The sequence below is a fragment of the Sphingomonas psychrolutea genome, from assembly GCF_014636175.1.
In the GTDB taxonomy this organism is placed as follows: domain Bacteria; phylum Pseudomonadota; class Alphaproteobacteria; order Sphingomonadales; family Sphingomonadaceae; genus Sphingomonas; species Sphingomonas psychrolutea.
In genome coordinates this window covers 97,855-111,287 of record NZ_BMDW01000008.1, presented here as the reverse complement: position 1 = coordinate 111,287, position 13,433 = coordinate 97,855, and the positions used below count along the sequence as shown (strand labels likewise).

15 protein-coding genes and 1 tRNA gene are annotated in these 13,433 nt (G+C 64.4%); 8 read left to right on the top strand and 8 right to left on the bottom strand.

Features of this window, described 5'->3' with window-relative positions:
* The first annotated feature begins 57 nt into the window (after positions 1-57).
* Positions 58-1,200 (top strand): aminotransferase, encoded by a 1,143-nt coding sequence (locus tag IEV62_RS08620; RefSeq protein ID WP_188446525.1) that lies wholly within the window; start codon positions 58-60, stop codon positions 1,198-1,200.
* Here IEV62_RS08620 and IEV62_RS08615 read toward each other — a convergent pair.
* The 6 genes from IEV62_RS08615 to IEV62_RS08590 form a co-directional block, all read right to left on the bottom strand.
* Positions 1,157-2,392 carry an ArnT family glycosyltransferase gene (locus IEV62_RS08615; protein ID WP_188446523.1) on the bottom strand — a complete coding sequence of 412 codons (1,236 nt, stop codon included), beginning with the start codon at positions 2,390-2,392 and terminating at the stop codon, positions 1,157-1,159. The two genes, IEV62_RS08620 and IEV62_RS08615, sit on opposite strands and share 44 nt — an antisense overlap.
* Before the next feature lie 50 nt (positions 2,393-2,442).
* On the bottom strand, positions 2,443-3,474 hold the full coding sequence (gene mtnA / locus IEV62_RS08610) for an S-methyl-5-thioribose-1-phosphate isomerase (RefSeq protein WP_188446521.1): 1,032 nt from the start codon (positions 3,472-3,474) through the stop codon (positions 2,443-2,445).
* A 93-nt stretch (positions 3,475-3,567) separates the two neighbouring features.
* Positions 3,568-4,224 carry an acireductone synthase gene (gene mtnC / locus IEV62_RS08605; RefSeq protein ID WP_188446519.1) on the bottom strand — a complete coding sequence of 219 codons (657 nt, stop codon included), beginning with the start codon at positions 4,222-4,224 and terminating at the stop codon, positions 3,568-3,570.
* Positions 4,221-4,757, bottom strand: a complete 537-nt coding sequence (locus IEV62_RS08600; protein ID WP_188446517.1) for a 1,2-dihydroxy-3-keto-5-methylthiopentene dioxygenase — start codon at positions 4,755-4,757, stop codon at positions 4,221-4,223. Before IEV62_RS08600 ends, mtnC begins: the two co-directional genes overlap by 4 nt.
* On the bottom strand, positions 4,754-5,362 hold the full coding sequence (locus IEV62_RS08595) for a methylthioribulose 1-phosphate dehydratase (protein WP_188446515.1): 609 nt from the start codon (positions 5,360-5,362) through the stop codon (positions 4,754-4,756). The genes IEV62_RS08600 and IEV62_RS08595 overlap by 4 nt, the downstream gene beginning before the upstream one ends.
* A gap of 17 nt (positions 5,363-5,379) precedes the next feature.
* A tRNA-Gly gene (locus IEV62_RS08590) sits at positions 5,380-5,453 on the bottom strand.
* Positions 5,454-5,600: 147 nt separating this feature from the next.
* On the opposite strand from IEV62_RS08590, the gene IEV62_RS08585 reads away from it, so the two are divergent.
* The 6 genes from IEV62_RS08585 (at position 5,601) to IEV62_RS08560 (ending at position 10,192) form a co-directional block, all read left to right on the top strand.
* Positions 5,601-5,885 (top strand): hypothetical protein, encoded by a 285-nt coding sequence (locus tag IEV62_RS08585; protein ID WP_188446513.1) that lies wholly within the window; start codon positions 5,601-5,603, stop codon positions 5,883-5,885.
* Between the two features lie 60 nt (positions 5,886-5,945).
* Positions 5,946-6,677 (top strand): pyrimidine utilization protein B, encoded by a 732-nt coding sequence (rutB, locus tag IEV62_RS08580; protein WP_229732957.1) that lies wholly within the window; start codon positions 5,946-5,948, stop codon positions 6,675-6,677.
* 4 nt (positions 6,678-6,681) lie between these two features.
* Positions 6,682-7,065 carry a pyrimidine utilization protein C gene (gene rutC, locus IEV62_RS08575; protein ID WP_188446511.1) on the top strand — a complete coding sequence of 128 codons (384 nt, stop codon included), beginning with the start codon at positions 6,682-6,684 and terminating at the stop codon, positions 7,063-7,065.
* Between the two features lie 140 nt (positions 7,066-7,205).
* A complete protein-coding gene (gene rutD / locus IEV62_RS08570; RefSeq protein WP_188446509.1) occupies positions 7,206-8,006 on the top strand; it encodes a pyrimidine utilization protein D in 801 nt (266 codons plus the stop codon).
* A 4-nt stretch (positions 8,007-8,010) separates the two neighbouring features.
* On the top strand, positions 8,011-9,081 hold the full coding sequence (gene rutA / locus IEV62_RS08565) for a pyrimidine utilization protein A (protein ID WP_188446507.1): 1,071 nt from the start codon (positions 8,011-8,013) through the stop codon (positions 9,079-9,081).
* A gap of 91 nt (positions 9,082-9,172) precedes the next feature.
* Positions 9,173-10,192: a polysaccharide deacetylase family protein gene (locus tag IEV62_RS08560; protein ID WP_188446505.1), complete on the top strand. Its 1,020-nt coding sequence runs from the start codon at positions 9,173-9,175 to the stop codon at positions 10,190-10,192.
* A gap of 6 nt (positions 10,193-10,198) precedes the next feature.
* On the opposite strand, the gene IEV62_RS08555 is transcribed toward IEV62_RS08560, so the two are convergent.
* Positions 10,199-11,014 (bottom strand): sterol desaturase family protein, encoded by an 816-nt coding sequence (locus tag IEV62_RS08555; protein ID WP_188446503.1) that lies wholly within the window; start codon positions 11,012-11,014, stop codon positions 10,199-10,201.
* 105 nt (positions 11,015-11,119) lie between these two features.
* The gene (locus IEV62_RS08550) at positions 11,120-12,175 is read right to left on the bottom strand and encodes an AraC family transcriptional regulator (protein WP_188446502.1); all 1,056 of its coding nucleotides are present in this window, start codon (positions 12,173-12,175) and stop codon (positions 11,120-11,122) included.
* An 87-nt stretch (positions 12,176-12,262) separates the two neighbouring features.
* Between IEV62_RS08550 and IEV62_RS08545 the strand changes: the two genes are divergently transcribed.
* Positions 12,263-13,420: an acyl-CoA dehydrogenase family protein gene (locus IEV62_RS08545; protein ID WP_188446500.1), complete on the top strand. Its 1,158-nt coding sequence runs from the start codon at positions 12,263-12,265 to the stop codon at positions 13,418-13,420.
* Positions 13,421-13,433 lie beyond the last annotated feature (13 nt).

The following is a 13,433-nucleotide window of genomic DNA, read 5'->3' as shown; positions in this document are numbered from 1 at the left end:
CATTGGCTTTCGTGTGATAAAGCGTCGGGGGAGATCAGGCTTTCCCGGGCGCCCACGATGAATCCAGTTTACACCGCGCTTGGCACCACGATCTTCGAGACGATGTCGGCGCGCGCGCGCGCAACCGGCGCGATCAATCTCGGCCAGGGCTTCCCCGACGGGCGCGGGCCGGAGGATGTGCTCGCGGAAGGCGCGCGCGCGCTGCTCGAAGGCTCGAACCAATATCCGCCGATGGCGGGTACCCCCACACTGCGCCAAGCGGTGGCCGATCATTACCGCGTGCATCAGGGGCTCGATCTCTCGCCCGACGAAGTGATCGTCACCTCGGGCGCGACCGAGGCGTTGGCGGCGGCGATCTTTGCGTTGGTCTCGCCCGGCGACGAAGTGGTGATGTTTCAGCCGCTCTACGACGCCTATCTGCCGTTGGTACAGCGCGCGGGCGGCGTGGCGAAGCTCGTCCGGCTTGAGCCGCCCGAATGGCGCATCACGGCGAGCGCGCTCGCGGCGGCGGCGAGCGACCGCACCCGGCTCGTCATCCTCAATTCGCCGCTCAATCCGTGCGGCACGCTGGCCACGCCCGCGGAACTCGCGCTACTCGCCGATTTCTGCATCAGCCATAATGCCATCGCGATTTGCGACGAAGTGTGGGAGCATGTCGTGTTCGACGGCCTTGCGCATCGTTCGCTGATGACGCTGCCGGGGATGCGGGATCGCACCGTCAAGATCGGGTCGGCGGGCAAGATCTTCTCGCTCACCGGCTGGAAAGTCGGTTGGATGTGCGCCGCGCCCGCGATTGCGAGTGTGCTGGCCAAGGCGCATCAATTCCTTACCTTCACCACCCCGCCCAATCTGCAAGCGGCAGCCGCGTTCGGGCTGGGGAAGGACGCGGCCTATTTCGCGGATATGCGCGCGGGCTACCAAGGCTCGCGCGACCGGCTGGCGGCGGGCCTCGGCGCGCTCGGTTATGCCGTGTTGCCGAGCAGCGCGACCTATTTCCTCAACATCGACCTGACCGCATCGGGCATCGCGATGGGTGACGTTGCCTTTGCCGCGTGGCTGATCGAGGAGGCCGGGGTGGCGACGATCCCGGTTTCGGCCTTCTATGCCGAGGATCCGGTCACCACTGTCGTGCGGCTGTGCTTTGCCAAGCAGGACGCTACGCTGGATGCGGCGCTCGCGCGGATGGAAAAGCGGCCCTGATCTTGGGTACGATGGCGACCAGTGCGCTTGCGGCGAACACGATCAGATAGACATCGAGGAAAGCGCGGTGGCTCGAATGCGCCCAAAGTACGCTGGTAATGCCAGCAAACAGAATGAAATTGGCATAGACTGGCACGAACTCGCGCCACCGCGAGCGCGTCTGCCATAGGCCGACCAGGGCAAGGGCAAGGATGATCCCATAAGCTCCGCCTTGGATCAGATCCGTTTTCCAATCATGCCGCGGGCTGGGTAGCACGCCGAAAGCTGCGAGGTTCTTGCGGATCGCGCCGATGAGGAAGCGGCCTGGGTTGGCCATAATATAGTCCATGCCACGTCGCTGGAACCAAGCGCCCCGCGCTACTTCATCATTGCGAAACGCACCTATCGTCGAACGATCGTCTGCTGTCAGCGCCGCGCGTGCTGCGGCGGCGCTGAGGTCGATGGTTTGTCGCGGATAGAAATCGAAGGTATGCGGGTTGTTACCGAAATAGACGGCCGCGCCGAATTCGGTGCTGAGCGTCCAGTGCCCGGTCACACCGTGATTGCGGATCAGCCAAGGCGACACTGTTGCAACGATCGCGGCACCGCAGATCAGCGCGGTGGCGATCCGCGTGCCGAGCGCGTGCCTCGATTGTTCCGTCACGATCAGCCATGCCGCCGCGAAAACGGCAAAGGGCAAAACGATCGATCGCGTCAGGATTGCGAGTCCGAGCACGAACCCGGTCGATGCCGCCAGTGTCAGCGACCGCGATTGTTGCGTCGCGAATAGCAATACGGTGGCGAAAGCAGTCAGAAACGTCAGCAACCCCGTTTCCTGTAACGAAGTGTCATGCCACACATAATAAGGGTAAAGCGCCGCCAGCGCGGCCGCGGTCAAAGCAGCACCGCGCCCAAAAAACCGCCATGCCAACGCTGCTGCGCAGGCCACGGTCCCGGTGGAAACGAGTGCTTGCGCGATCAGGAGCGCCCAGAAATCGTGCCGCCCTTGAGTGGCAGCGGCGATGAACATGGGATAAAATGGAACCCGAAACGCCGTCGGATGACCGTTGGCGGCCGAATAGCCGTCACCGTTCGCAAGGGAATGCGCCAACGTATAATAGAAGAGGTAGCTGTTTTTCCAGAAGAACGCGCTTCCACTTGCCGCTCGCACGGCAATGCGAATGGCAAAGGCGAAAACAAGGATCACGCTCATCGTCAGCGCAAAACGACGTTTTACCGCTGCAAGCGACCGTTCCTGCGCGCTCATACCCGGTCGACCAGACCGCGTTCGGTAAGATATCCCGTCACAAGCCGCGCCGGGGTGACGTCGAAGGCGGGGTTCGCGGCATCCGATGCGGTCACGCGAATCCGCCCGCCTTCCCCGGCAACCCACGTTACTTCCTCGCCGGGTCGTTCCTCGATCGGCACGTCGGCACCGGTCGCGGTATCGGGGTCGAAGGTGGTGTAGGGCAGCGCAACGTAGAACGGCACAGCATTGTCCTTCGCCGCCAGCGCTTTCAAATAAGTACCGATCTTGTTGCACACATCACCATTGGCGGCCACCCGGTCGGTCCCGACGATCACCGCATCGACTTGGCCTCTCATCATCAAATGCCCGCCGGCATTGTCGGTGATAACGGTATGCGGCACGCCGTGCCCGGCCAGTTCGAACGCCGTGAGCAACGCGCCCTGGTTGCGCGGGCGCGTTTCGTCGACCCAGACATGCACCGGAAGCCCGGCATCGTGCGCCAAGTAGATCGGCGCGGTCGCGGTGCCGTAATCGACCGTCGCCAGCCACCCGGCGTTGCAATGCGTCAGGATGTTGAGCGGGCGTTCGGGGTGCTGCGCGTGGAGTGTGCGCAACATCGCGAGGCCGTGCTGTCCGATCGCCTGATTGAGCGCGACATCCTCGTCGCAAATCGCATCGGCGCGCGCGAAAGCGGCGGCGGCGCGGTCCGAAACGGGGAGGGGGCGAGCGGCCTCGACGATCTTGTCGAGCGCCCACTTGAGGTTCACCGCCGTCGGGCGCGCCTCGAGTAACAGCGCATAACTCGCCGCAAGCGCGCTATCGGATCCATCCTCGGCCAGCGCCATCGCCAAGCCGTAAGCGGCGGTGGCCCCGATCAGCGGCGCGCCGCGCGTCCACATCTCGCGGATCGCGATTTCGGCATCGCGGGCGCTGCGGAGTTCGACCCATGTGACCGCCCACGGCAGTTCGCGCTGATCGAGGATGCAGGCGCCCGCGCCGTCGGCGGTGCGCTTGATGGAGCGTTGATGGATGCCTTCGAGGATCATATCTTGTTTTTTACCCGCTTCCCCGGCGAAGGCCGGGGCCCAGTCGCACAGGTTTATCAACCGAGAGTTGTGCTCACCAAAAAATCGTTTTCGCTACCGGGCCCCGGCCTTCGCCGGGGTGGCGTGTACTTCATTGAAACTAGACACATCCCCCTCGCCACCCACTCGGTCGATCAACCGCGCTTCCATCCCCGCTTCCCGTGCCGCCGCCACCTCCTCGGGCGTGTCGGACAGAAACAGCACGTCGGCAGGCGTGTCGCCAATTGCCTCGGCGATCTTGGCATAAGACCCCGCCTCGCGCTTCGCCCCCATATTCGTGTCGAAATACCCCGAGAAGAGCGGCGTCAGATCCCCCGCGTCACTATACCCGAACAGCAATTTCTGTGCCGCCACCGACCCCGATGAGAACACGTAAAGCCGCACCCCCGCCGCGTGCCAGCGCCGCAAGCCCGCAACCGCATCGGGATAAACATGCCCGCGAAACGCGCCCGACGCATAGCCATCCGCCCAGATCATCCCCTGCAACGCTTTCAAAGGGGTCGCCTTGCGGTCCTCGTCGATCCAGCGGATCAGCGTCGCGACCGGATCGCCCGGCTCGGTCGCGGTAACCTCGGCCAGGATCGCCGCCGTCTCTTCCCGGTGCGCCGCGACATAATCGGCGACGCGCGCGCGGGCATAGGGAAACAGCACCTCCGCCACGAAGGCGATGCTCGATGTTGTCCCCTCGATATCGGTCAGGATCGCCGTCACGCGGGCTCCAGCCGGGGAAAGCGCGTCGCAATGTCGCTGCCGGTGAACGCCGCGACCCAGCCGTCGGGGTTCACGAACAGCCGGATTGCAGTGAAGCTGGGGGCCGCCCCCATGTCGAACCAATGCCGCATCCCGGCTGGCACCGAGATCAGATCGCCCGCGCAGCACAGCATGGTGAACACGCGCGCGTCATGGTGGAGCGTGAACAGCCCCTCGCCCGCGACGAAGAAGCGCACTTCGTCCTCGCCATGCGTGTGTTCGGACAGGAATTTCCCGCGCAGCGCGTCACGATCGGGATGGTCGGGCGCGATCCGCGCCACGTCGATCGAGCGATAGCCGCCTTGCGCGGTCAGTCGTGCGACCTCGTCAGCATAGACCGTAAGGATGTCGCTGTCGGCATCGAGCGGCTTGAGCGGCCAGCGTTCGAACGCCACGCCGATCTGGCCGAGCGCCGCCGCAATCGCGGTAGCGTCGCTGGTGTCGAGCAAGGCGCTCGTGCCGTCATCTTCGGCAAAGACTTGCAAGCGGCTCATCGGAAGCTCCTTTCAGCCAGCTCGGCGGCGATCATCCATTCGATCGCCTCGATCACGCGTTCGGCCTCCGCCATGTCGCGGCCCCAGCCGTACAGGCCGTGGCTGCGGATCAGATAGGCCGGGATCGCACCCGGTTCCAGCAGGCGCGGCGTGATGCCTGCGTCGATCACCGCCATGTCCTGGCTGTTTTCTACGATCGGCAGGATAACCGACGCATCGTGCGTCGCGATGCCGGGCAGCGCCTTCAGCATTTCGTGGCCCGTAAGCGTATAACCGTCCCCGGTCACGGCGCGGCTCAGCCCGACGGCGGCGGGGGAATGGCTGTGCAGGACCGCGCCGACGTCCGGGAAAGCGCGATACAAAGCGAGATGCAGCGCCGTCTCGGCCGAGGGGCGCTTGCCGTCGAGCGATTCGCCCGCTGCATCGACGCGCATCGCATCGTCGGGCGTCAGCCGCCCCTTGTGCCGCCCCGATACCGTGACGGCAAAGCTGCCATCGTCCAGCCGAACCGAATAATTGCCCGAAGTCGCCGGCGCCCAGCCCTTGCCGTCGAGCCACCGCCCGACCGCAACGATCTGGTCGCGCGCGGTTGTGAAATCGGTCATCGGGCCGGGTTCGGCGGTGGAGCGGGTGACGGGAATCGAACCCGTGTATTCAGCTTGGAAGGCTGCTGTACTACCATTGTACTACACCCGCGCGCCTTGTCGCGCAACCGTGCATCGACGGCGTTTGCCCTAGCGCGCCGCGGTTTGCGGCGCAAGCTGAAGCGCATTGACAAGATCGAGTGTCATGTGTACATGACTAAATGTCAGTGGTGCATATCGTTTGAAAGGGCTGATCACGATGACACTTGCGCATTTTATCACCGTCCTAGCCGGGGTTCTCGCGCTGCTTGGGCTGGTTGGAATTTTCGGTGGTGCATGGGCGACGCGCGCGCCGCAGCGCCATCGGATGTTCCGCGCGGGAAGCATGGCGATGGGGACGGCCGGGCTGGTCCTGCTCGTGGGTGGCCTCATCGGCGCGGCCGACACCGGCCAGCTATTCGGCGGGGTCATGTTGTTGATCTTCGGCACCGCGATCAGCTTGCCAGCACCGGAACAAACCGTCGCGCGCGCATCGCGCACCTGACGGGACTTGCCGAACGCGCTTGCGCCGATCACACTCGCGCTTCGCACTGCAGGAGCGCCGATGTCCGACGACCAGACCGTAATGTGCCCCGGCGGCGAAGGCGCAGCGGCGATCACGCTGCCCGCGCGGCCCGAGGCGCTGCGGCTTGCGGCGGAGACCACCGCCGTCGTCGTGATCGACATGCAGAATGCCTATGCGAGCGAGGGCGGCTATGTCGATCTCGCCGGGTTCGATATTGCGGGGGCGGCGGGCACGATCGGCAAGATCGCCACGGTTCTTGAAACTGCCCGCGCCGCGGGGGTGCAAGTGGTGTTCCTGCAAAATGGCTGGGACCCGGATTACAAGGAAGCGGGCGGCCCCGGTTCGCCCAATTTCCACAAGTCCAATGCGCTGAAGACGATGCGCAAGCGGCCTGAACTTTCCGGCCAATTGCTCGCGCGCGGCGGGTGGGATTATGCCTTGGTTGATGCGCTGACCCCGCAGCCGGGTGACATCAGCCTGCACAAGACGCGCTATTCGGCGTTCTTCAATTCGCAACTGGACAGCGTGCTGCGGTCGCGCGGCATCCGCAACATCGTGTTCGTCGGCATTGCGACCAACGTCTGCGTCGAAAGCACGCTGCGTGACGGCTTCCACCTCGAATATTTCGGGGTGATGCTGGAGGATGCGACGCACCATCTCGGCCCACCCGAAATGCAGGCGGCGAGCGTCTATAATGTCGAGAAATTCTTCGGCTGGATTAGCACGACCGCGGATTTCTGCGGAAGTTTCGGGCAGTCACCACAGGAGTAGCATAATGCCCTTCGAACCGATCAACCCCCCGCAATTCCCCACCCCGATCGCGCCCTATTCGGCCGGCGCGAAGGCCGGGAACACCGTCTATGTCTCGGGCGTGCTGGCGCTGGGCGAGGGCGGCGCGGTGCTGCATGTCGGCGATGCGGCGGCGCAGACGCGGCATGTGCTCGACGTGATCAAGATCACGCTGGAGGCGGCGGGCGCGACGCTGGAAGATGTGGCGATGAACCATATCTTCCTGAAGGATCTCGCCGATTATGCCGCCTTCAACGCGGTCTATGCTCAATACTTTCCGGGCGCGAAGCCAGCGCGCTACTGCATCCGCGCCGATCTGGTGAAGCCCGAATGCCTGGTCGAGATCGCAAGCGTTGCGCATCTTGGGTAAAACAGCTTCCCCCTGTTCCGCTTCCCCGGCGAAGGCCGTGGCCCAGTTGCGAGCGTTGCGTTGTTCAAGTGCTACGCGCAGTTTCCTTCCGTCCTGCGACTGGGCCCCGGCCTTCGCCGGGGAAGGGCAGGGGTGAGATAATGCCCCAAGCCGCAGGCCTCTATTACGAAACCCACGGGCCCGACGACGCCCCGCCGCTGATCCTGTCCTCGGGCCTCGGCGGATCAGCGAGCTACTGGAAACCCAACATCACCGCGCTCGCCACGCAGTACCGCGTCATCGCTTACGATCATCGCGGCACCGGGCGCAGCGACCGCGCGTTGCCCGAAGTGGTCACTGTCGACGATTTCGCCGCCGACATCCTCGCGCTGATCGACGCGCTCGACCTGCCGCGCGCGACGATTGTCGGTCATGCCGCGGGCGGTGTCGCCGCACTGGCACTGGCGCTGTTGGCTCCCGACCGGATCGACAAATTGGTGGTGGTCAATGGCTGGGCGTCGCCCGATCCGCACTTCCTGCGCTGCTTCGCTGCGCGGCTCGCATTGCTGCGCGGCAGCGGGGCGGAGGCGTATCTGCGCGCGCAGCCGCTGTTTCTCTATCCGCCGAACTGGATCTCGGCGAACGACGCCCTGCTAGAGGCCGAACTGCCCGAACAGCTCGCGCATTTTCCCGGTGCAGCGACGATGGAGAAACGGATCGCCGCACTCGCCGCGTTCGACGTTTCGGAACGGTTGCGCGAGATCCATCGACCAGTGCTGGTCGTGGTGTCCGACGACGATATGCTCGTCCCGCCGAACGCAGGTGTGGCCCTTGCCAACGGGCTGCCGATCGCCGGTTTCTGCCGTGCCGAGCATGGCGGGCATGCGGTCAACGTGGTCGATCCGGGCGCCTTCAACAGCTTCGTGCTCGCCTGGCTGGCGGGCGAAACCGTAGAGGAGTAACCCCATGCAAGTCGGCGTTTTCGTGCCCATCAACAACAACGGCTGGTTGATCAGCGAGAATGCGCCGCAATACATGCCGTCGTTCGATCTCAACAAGACGATCGCGCAGTCGGCGGAAAAGCACGGCCTCGATTTCCTGCTGTCGATGATCAAGCTGCGCGGGTTCGGCGGCAAAACCGAGTTCTGGGAATATGGCCTTGAGAGCTTCACGCTGATGGCGGGGCTCGCTGCGGTCACCGAAAAGATCAAGATTTTCGCGACCTGCCCGACGCTCGTCATCCCGCCCGCCTTCGCCGCGCGGATGTGCAACACGATCGATTCGATCAGCCACGGGCGGTTCGGATTGAACCTCATCACCGGCTGGCAGCCACCCGAATATACCCAGATGGGCGTGTGGCCGGGCGACGAGCATTTCCGCAATCGCTACAAGATGCTCGACGAATATGCGCATATCCTGCGCGAATTGTGGGCCGAGGGGGTGAGCGACTTCAAGGGCGAATACTATCAGATGGAGGATTGCCGCGTCCGGCCCAAACCGGAAGGCGACATGAAGACCATCTGCGCCGGGTCGTCCGACGAGGGCCTCGCTTTCTCCGCAAAATGGGCGGATTACGCCTTTTGCCTGGGCAAGGGCGTCAACACCCCGACGGCGTTTGCCTCGAACAACACTCGCCTCGCCGCCGCCACCGCCAAGACCGGGCGCGCCGTGTCGATTTTCGTGCTGATCATGATCATCGCCGCCGAAACCGACGAAGAAGCGATGGCCAAGTGGAAATCGTACAATGACGGCGTCGATGTCGAGGCGATCGCCTGGCTCGCCGATCAAGGCGCCAAGGACACGGTCAACAAGGACACCAACGTCCGCCAACTCGCCGCGCCCGAAGGCGCGGTCAACATCAACATGGGGACGCTGGTCGGCAGTTACGAAAGCGTCGCGCGGATGCTCGATGAGATGGCCGAGGTGCCCAATACCGGCGGTGTGTTGCTAACCTTCGACGATTTCGTGGAAGGGGTGGAGGCGTTCGGAACGCGAATTCAGCCGTTGATGCAATGCCGGGCGCATATCGCGGGGTGACGGGACCGTCCCGATTCCGCGCGAACGATCATCACCATCCTTTGCGTCGGGCGGTTGGTTAGGGCAAGATTAAGGGTATGAGCCCCGCCCGATGACTCCGCTGCGCCAGGTGATGTTCGTGGCCGGACTCGTGCTGGTCGCGCTGCCGCTGGCGGTCGGGCTGCTACCGCGCGCGCAAGCACCGAAGGCCGCGCCGCTCGCGGGGCTTGTCCCCGGGAAGCGCATCGCGCTGACCTTTGACGATATCCCGCGCGGCCCCGGCGCTTTCTACACGCCCGCCGAACGCACCACGCGGCTGATCGCGGCGTTGCGCGCCAGCGGCGTCCGCCAAGCCGCCTTCTTCGCCAATCCGGGGCGAATCGGCCCGAAAAATGACGGTGGCGCGCGGCTCGCGGCTTATGCTGCGGCGGGGCATGCGATCGCCGATCACACCTGGTCGCACCGTGATTTGCGCGCGATGTCGGCAGACGCTTTTCTTGCCGATATCGACAAGGCCGAAGCCGTGCTGAAGGGCCAGCGCAATTACCGCCCGTGGTTCCGCTTCCCCGGCCTCAACCAGGGTGGCCGCGATCGGGAAAAACGCCGTGCGGTGCTCGACGGCCTCGCCGCACGGGGCTTGCAGATCGCTTGGGTCAGCGTCGACGGGTCCGACTGGAATATCGAAGGCCAGACGATCGCGGCAAAAAAGGCCGGAAAACCGATCAACGATGCAGCACTTCGCGATCTCTATGTCGAGACGATGGTGCAATCGGCCGACTTTTCCGATGCGTTGATGCGGCGTGTCGCCGGGCGGCAAACCCCGCAAGTGCTGCTGCTTCACGAAACCGATATCGCGGCGCGCTATGTCGGCGATCTCGTAAGCGCGCTGCGCCAAGACGGCTGGACGATCATCACCGCAGACGCTGCCTTTGCCGATCCGGTCTATCACCAGACCGGCGATTTCGACAGCGCCAACGGGACGCTGCCGGAGGCGCTGGCATGGCAGCAGCGCTTGCCCGGCCCGCTTTATTACGAGCGCAACGACGTACCGCTGGCGAATCGACTGTTCGCCGAGCGCGTGCTCTACCGCCCGACCGGCGCCACGGTGCAGCAGGTCGCGGCGGTGCAATAGGCCGGATCACGCCGCGACCGGTTGCTCCACTGCGCGCCGCCCCACCACCGCCTCAAACCGCGCATGATAGTGCGGATGCTCGGTGCCCATGATCCGGTCCCACCAGGTGAAGTACAGCCCGAAATTATAGCGCCCCTCGGTATGGTGCAGGTCGTGATGCGTCGTCGTCGTCAGCCAGCCGGTCAGCGGCGCGCGCGTGAAGCCGGGCCACGCCAGCTCGAACCCCGAATGGCCGATCGCGTTGCGCGCGATCTGATGGCCGAGGAAGACGAAGATCGCCCAGGGCTGCATCGGCGCAACATGGCTGACGATGACGAACATCGCCGGGACGTAGATGCTCTCGAACACCGCCTCGATCGGCGCGAAGCTGTACGCGGCCCAGCTTGTCGGTGTGCGGCTGCGATGATGCGCGGCGTGCGCGCGCCGGAACAAGGCGCGCAGGTGCAGCGTGCGGTGCATCCAATAAAACCATGTGTCGTGCAGGATCACCATCGCCACGATCTGCGCGATCAGAATGCCGAGGATCGGTTCGCCCTGCGAAATCGGCAACCACCCCGCCCGATACATCGCGAAGGTCAGCAGATTGACCACCGAGAAGACGAGAATCGCTTGTACCGATTGGCCGAATTCGCGGCGGCGATCGGCGAGACTCGGCTTGGCGGCCTGGATTCGGCGCGGCTCGATCCAGCGGCGGATCAGCCAATAGAGGATCGCGACTCCCGCCGCCCCGGCCAGATAACGTTCGAATTCGATCTGCACCGCCCAACGCGTCTCATTGGCGATTTCGGACAGCATCGGCGTAAGCGAGGACAGCAGGGACATGGCGAGACTCCGACAAAGGCGATGCCACGGCGCTGCCCGTTTGCGCGGCGGCCGTCGCGGCGGTGCTGAAAATCTTCGATCGGTTTCGGAATCGATCGGCTTTTTTCAGTTGCGCACGATCTGCGCCCGGCGAAATTCGCTTGGTGCTTGTCCGGCTGTGTCGCGAAAGGCGCGGTTGAACGGCGCAAGGCTGGCATAGCCGAGGTCCATCGGGATCGTCAGGATCGGTCGATCGACTTGCGCCGGGTCGGCCAGCAGCGTCTTCGCCTCGTTGATCCGATGGGCGTTGAGAAAGGCCGAGAAATTACGATAGCCGAGCCGCTGGTTGATCAGCGCGCGCAGCCGATGCTCGGGCGTGCCGAGGCGAGTCGCCAACTGGCCGATCGTGAGTCCGGTCTCGCGGTAGATCCCGTCCGCCATCGCCGCGTCGAGCTTGCCCTTCAACACATGCTCGCTCGGGCTGATCCCGGTGGCGGGCGGCGTCGGCGTATCGGGATCGTGGAGCAGATCGGGGTCGCTTTGCAGCAGTGCGCCGCCCAGCGCGAAGGTCGCGATCAGGATCGCGATCATTTGCACCAGCGTGAAGCCGGGCGGCACAGCCTCGAAACCGAAGAAGAATTCGAGGACGATGACCGTGATCGCCAGCACCGCCACGACGATCACGAAACCGACTCGCAAGCGCCGCCGCTTCTCGATCAGATCGTCGCCGCGCTCGTGCAACGCGATCGCGATGGCATGCGCGACCAGGGCAAGTTGCGATACGCGCTGCACCTGCGCGACGATCAGCAAGGCGAGCCGCTCGCCGTCCCCGGCGTCGATGCGCCCCATGCCGAGCGTCGCCCAGCAAGAAAGTGCCATGATCAAGGCCAGCACGGCGATCCGGCGATCGATTTGCCGTTCGAACAGGACGTTCGCAAACACCCACAGCGCCAGCGGCACGAGCTGTGCAGCGAGCGGGAGCAGCGGCCAGAACGGTCCCTCCGCCATCGCCGACAGCGGCGTTTGCAGCACCAGAAACGCACAGGTGCACAGCAACAGGAAGCCGCTCGACAGCCGGATTCGGCGCGGCGTGGCAGTGCGCGCGATCACCAGCGCGACGAGCAGCACTTGCCCGATCGCGAGCAGGCGAACCGCGAAAATGACCAGAGTGATGCGCGTCATGGAGCGCGTTATGGCCGCGTCCGTAAACCTCGTCCATCGGGCAGTGCGGGGTAGGCATCGCCGCACAAGCGCGATAGACCGCGCGGCATGAGCCAGCCCGACCACACCCAATTCGACCTCACCCCCGACCAGCGCGAGATCCAGGATCTCGCGCGGAAGTTCACCGCCGACCGGATCACGCCGCACGCTGCAGAATGGGATGAGAAACACATTTTTCCGCGCGACACGATCAAGGCGGCGGCCGAGCTCGGCTTTGCGGCGATCTATGTCAGCGAGGAATCGGGTGGCATCGCGCTCGGTCGGCTCGAGGCGGCGCTGATCATGGAGGCGATGGCCTATGGCTGCCCCTCGACCAGCGCGTTCATCAGCATCCACAATATGGCGGCGTGGATGATCGATCGCTTCGGCTCGGCCGCGGTTAAGGACAAATATTTGCCCTCGCTGGTCACGATGGACCGAATCGCCAGCTATTGCCTGACCGAACCCGGCTCTGGCTCCGACGCCGCCGCGCTGAAAACCAAGGCGGTCAAGGATGGCGACCATTATATCGTCACGGGCACCAAGCAGTTCATCAGCGGCGCGGGCGAGAACGAAGTCTATGTCACGATGGTGCGCACCGGCGAGGATGGCCCCAAGGGCGTGTCATGCCTGGTGATCGAAAAGGACATGCCCGGAATCAGCTTCGGTGCGAACGAGAAGAAGCTCGGCTGGCATTCGCAACCCACGCGGCAAGTGATTTTTGACGGCGTTCGCGTCCCGGCGGAGAACCTTGTCGGCGGCGAGGGCGAGGGCTTCCGCATCGCGATGATGGGCCTTGACGGCGGGCGACTCAATATCGGCGCGTGCTCGCTCGGCGGGGGACAACGCTGTCTCGACGAAGCGATCGGCTATACCCGCGATCGCAAGCAGTTCGGCACCGCCATCGCCGATTTCCAAAACACCCAATTCACGCTCGCCGACATGGCGACCGATCTCGAAGCGGCGCGCGCGCTGCTGTACATGGCGGCGGCGAAGGTCACCGCGAACGCCCCCGACAAGACCAAGTTTGCGGCGATGGCGAAGCGGCTGGCGACCGACACCGGCTCGGCGGTGGCCGACCGCGCGCTGCAATTGCATGGCGGCTATGGCTATCTGATGGATTACCCGATCGAACGCTTCTGGCGCGATTTGCGGGTGCATTCGATCCTTGAGGGCACCAATCAGATCATGCGCATGATCGTCGGGCGCGAGTTGACGCGGCAGTGACGTCTCTGCTTTG

Coding starts and splice junctions, on each gene's coding strand:
- IEV62_RS08620 (WP_188446525.1), top strand. CDS start 58: ATGAATCCAGTTTACACCGCGCTTGGCACCACGATCTTCGAGACGATG.
- IEV62_RS08615 (WP_188446523.1), bottom strand. CDS start 2,392: ATGAGCGTGATCCTTGTTTTCGCCTTTGCCATTCGCATTGCCGTGCGA.
- mtnA (WP_188446521.1), bottom strand. CDS start 3,474: ATGATCCTCGAAGGCATCCATCAACGCTCCATCAAGCGCACCGCCGAC.
- IEV62_RS08600 (WP_188446517.1), bottom strand. CDS start 4,757: ATGAGCCGCTTGCAAGTCTTTGCCGAAGATGACGGCACGAGCGCCTTG.
- IEV62_RS08595 (WP_188446515.1), bottom strand. CDS start 5,362: ATGACCGATTTCACAACCGCGCGCGACCAGATCGTTGCGGTCGGGCGG.
- IEV62_RS08585 (WP_188446513.1), top strand. CDS start 5,601: ATGACACTTGCGCATTTTATCACCGTCCTAGCCGGGGTTCTCGCGCTG.
- rutB (WP_229732957.1), top strand. CDS start 5,946: ATGTCCGACGACCAGACCGTAATGTGCCCCGGCGGCGAAGGCGCAGCG.
- rutC (WP_188446511.1), top strand. CDS start 6,682: ATGCCCTTCGAACCGATCAACCCCCCGCAATTCCCCACCCCGATCGCG.
- rutD (WP_188446509.1), top strand. CDS start 7,206: ATGCCCCAAGCCGCAGGCCTCTATTACGAAACCCACGGGCCCGACGAC.
- rutA (WP_188446507.1), top strand. CDS start 8,011: ATGCAAGTCGGCGTTTTCGTGCCCATCAACAACAACGGCTGGTTGATC.
- IEV62_RS08560 (WP_188446505.1), top strand. CDS start 9,173: ATGACTCCGCTGCGCCAGGTGATGTTCGTGGCCGGACTCGTGCTGGTC.
- IEV62_RS08555 (WP_188446503.1), bottom strand. CDS start 11,014: ATGTCCCTGCTGTCCTCGCTTACGCCGATGCTGTCCGAAATCGCCAAT.
- IEV62_RS08550 (WP_188446502.1), bottom strand. CDS start 12,175: ATGACGCGCATCACTCTGGTCATTTTCGCGGTTCGCCTGCTCGCGATC.
- IEV62_RS08545 (WP_188446500.1), top strand. CDS start 12,263: ATGAGCCAGCCCGACCACACCCAATTCGACCTCACCCCCGACCAGCGC.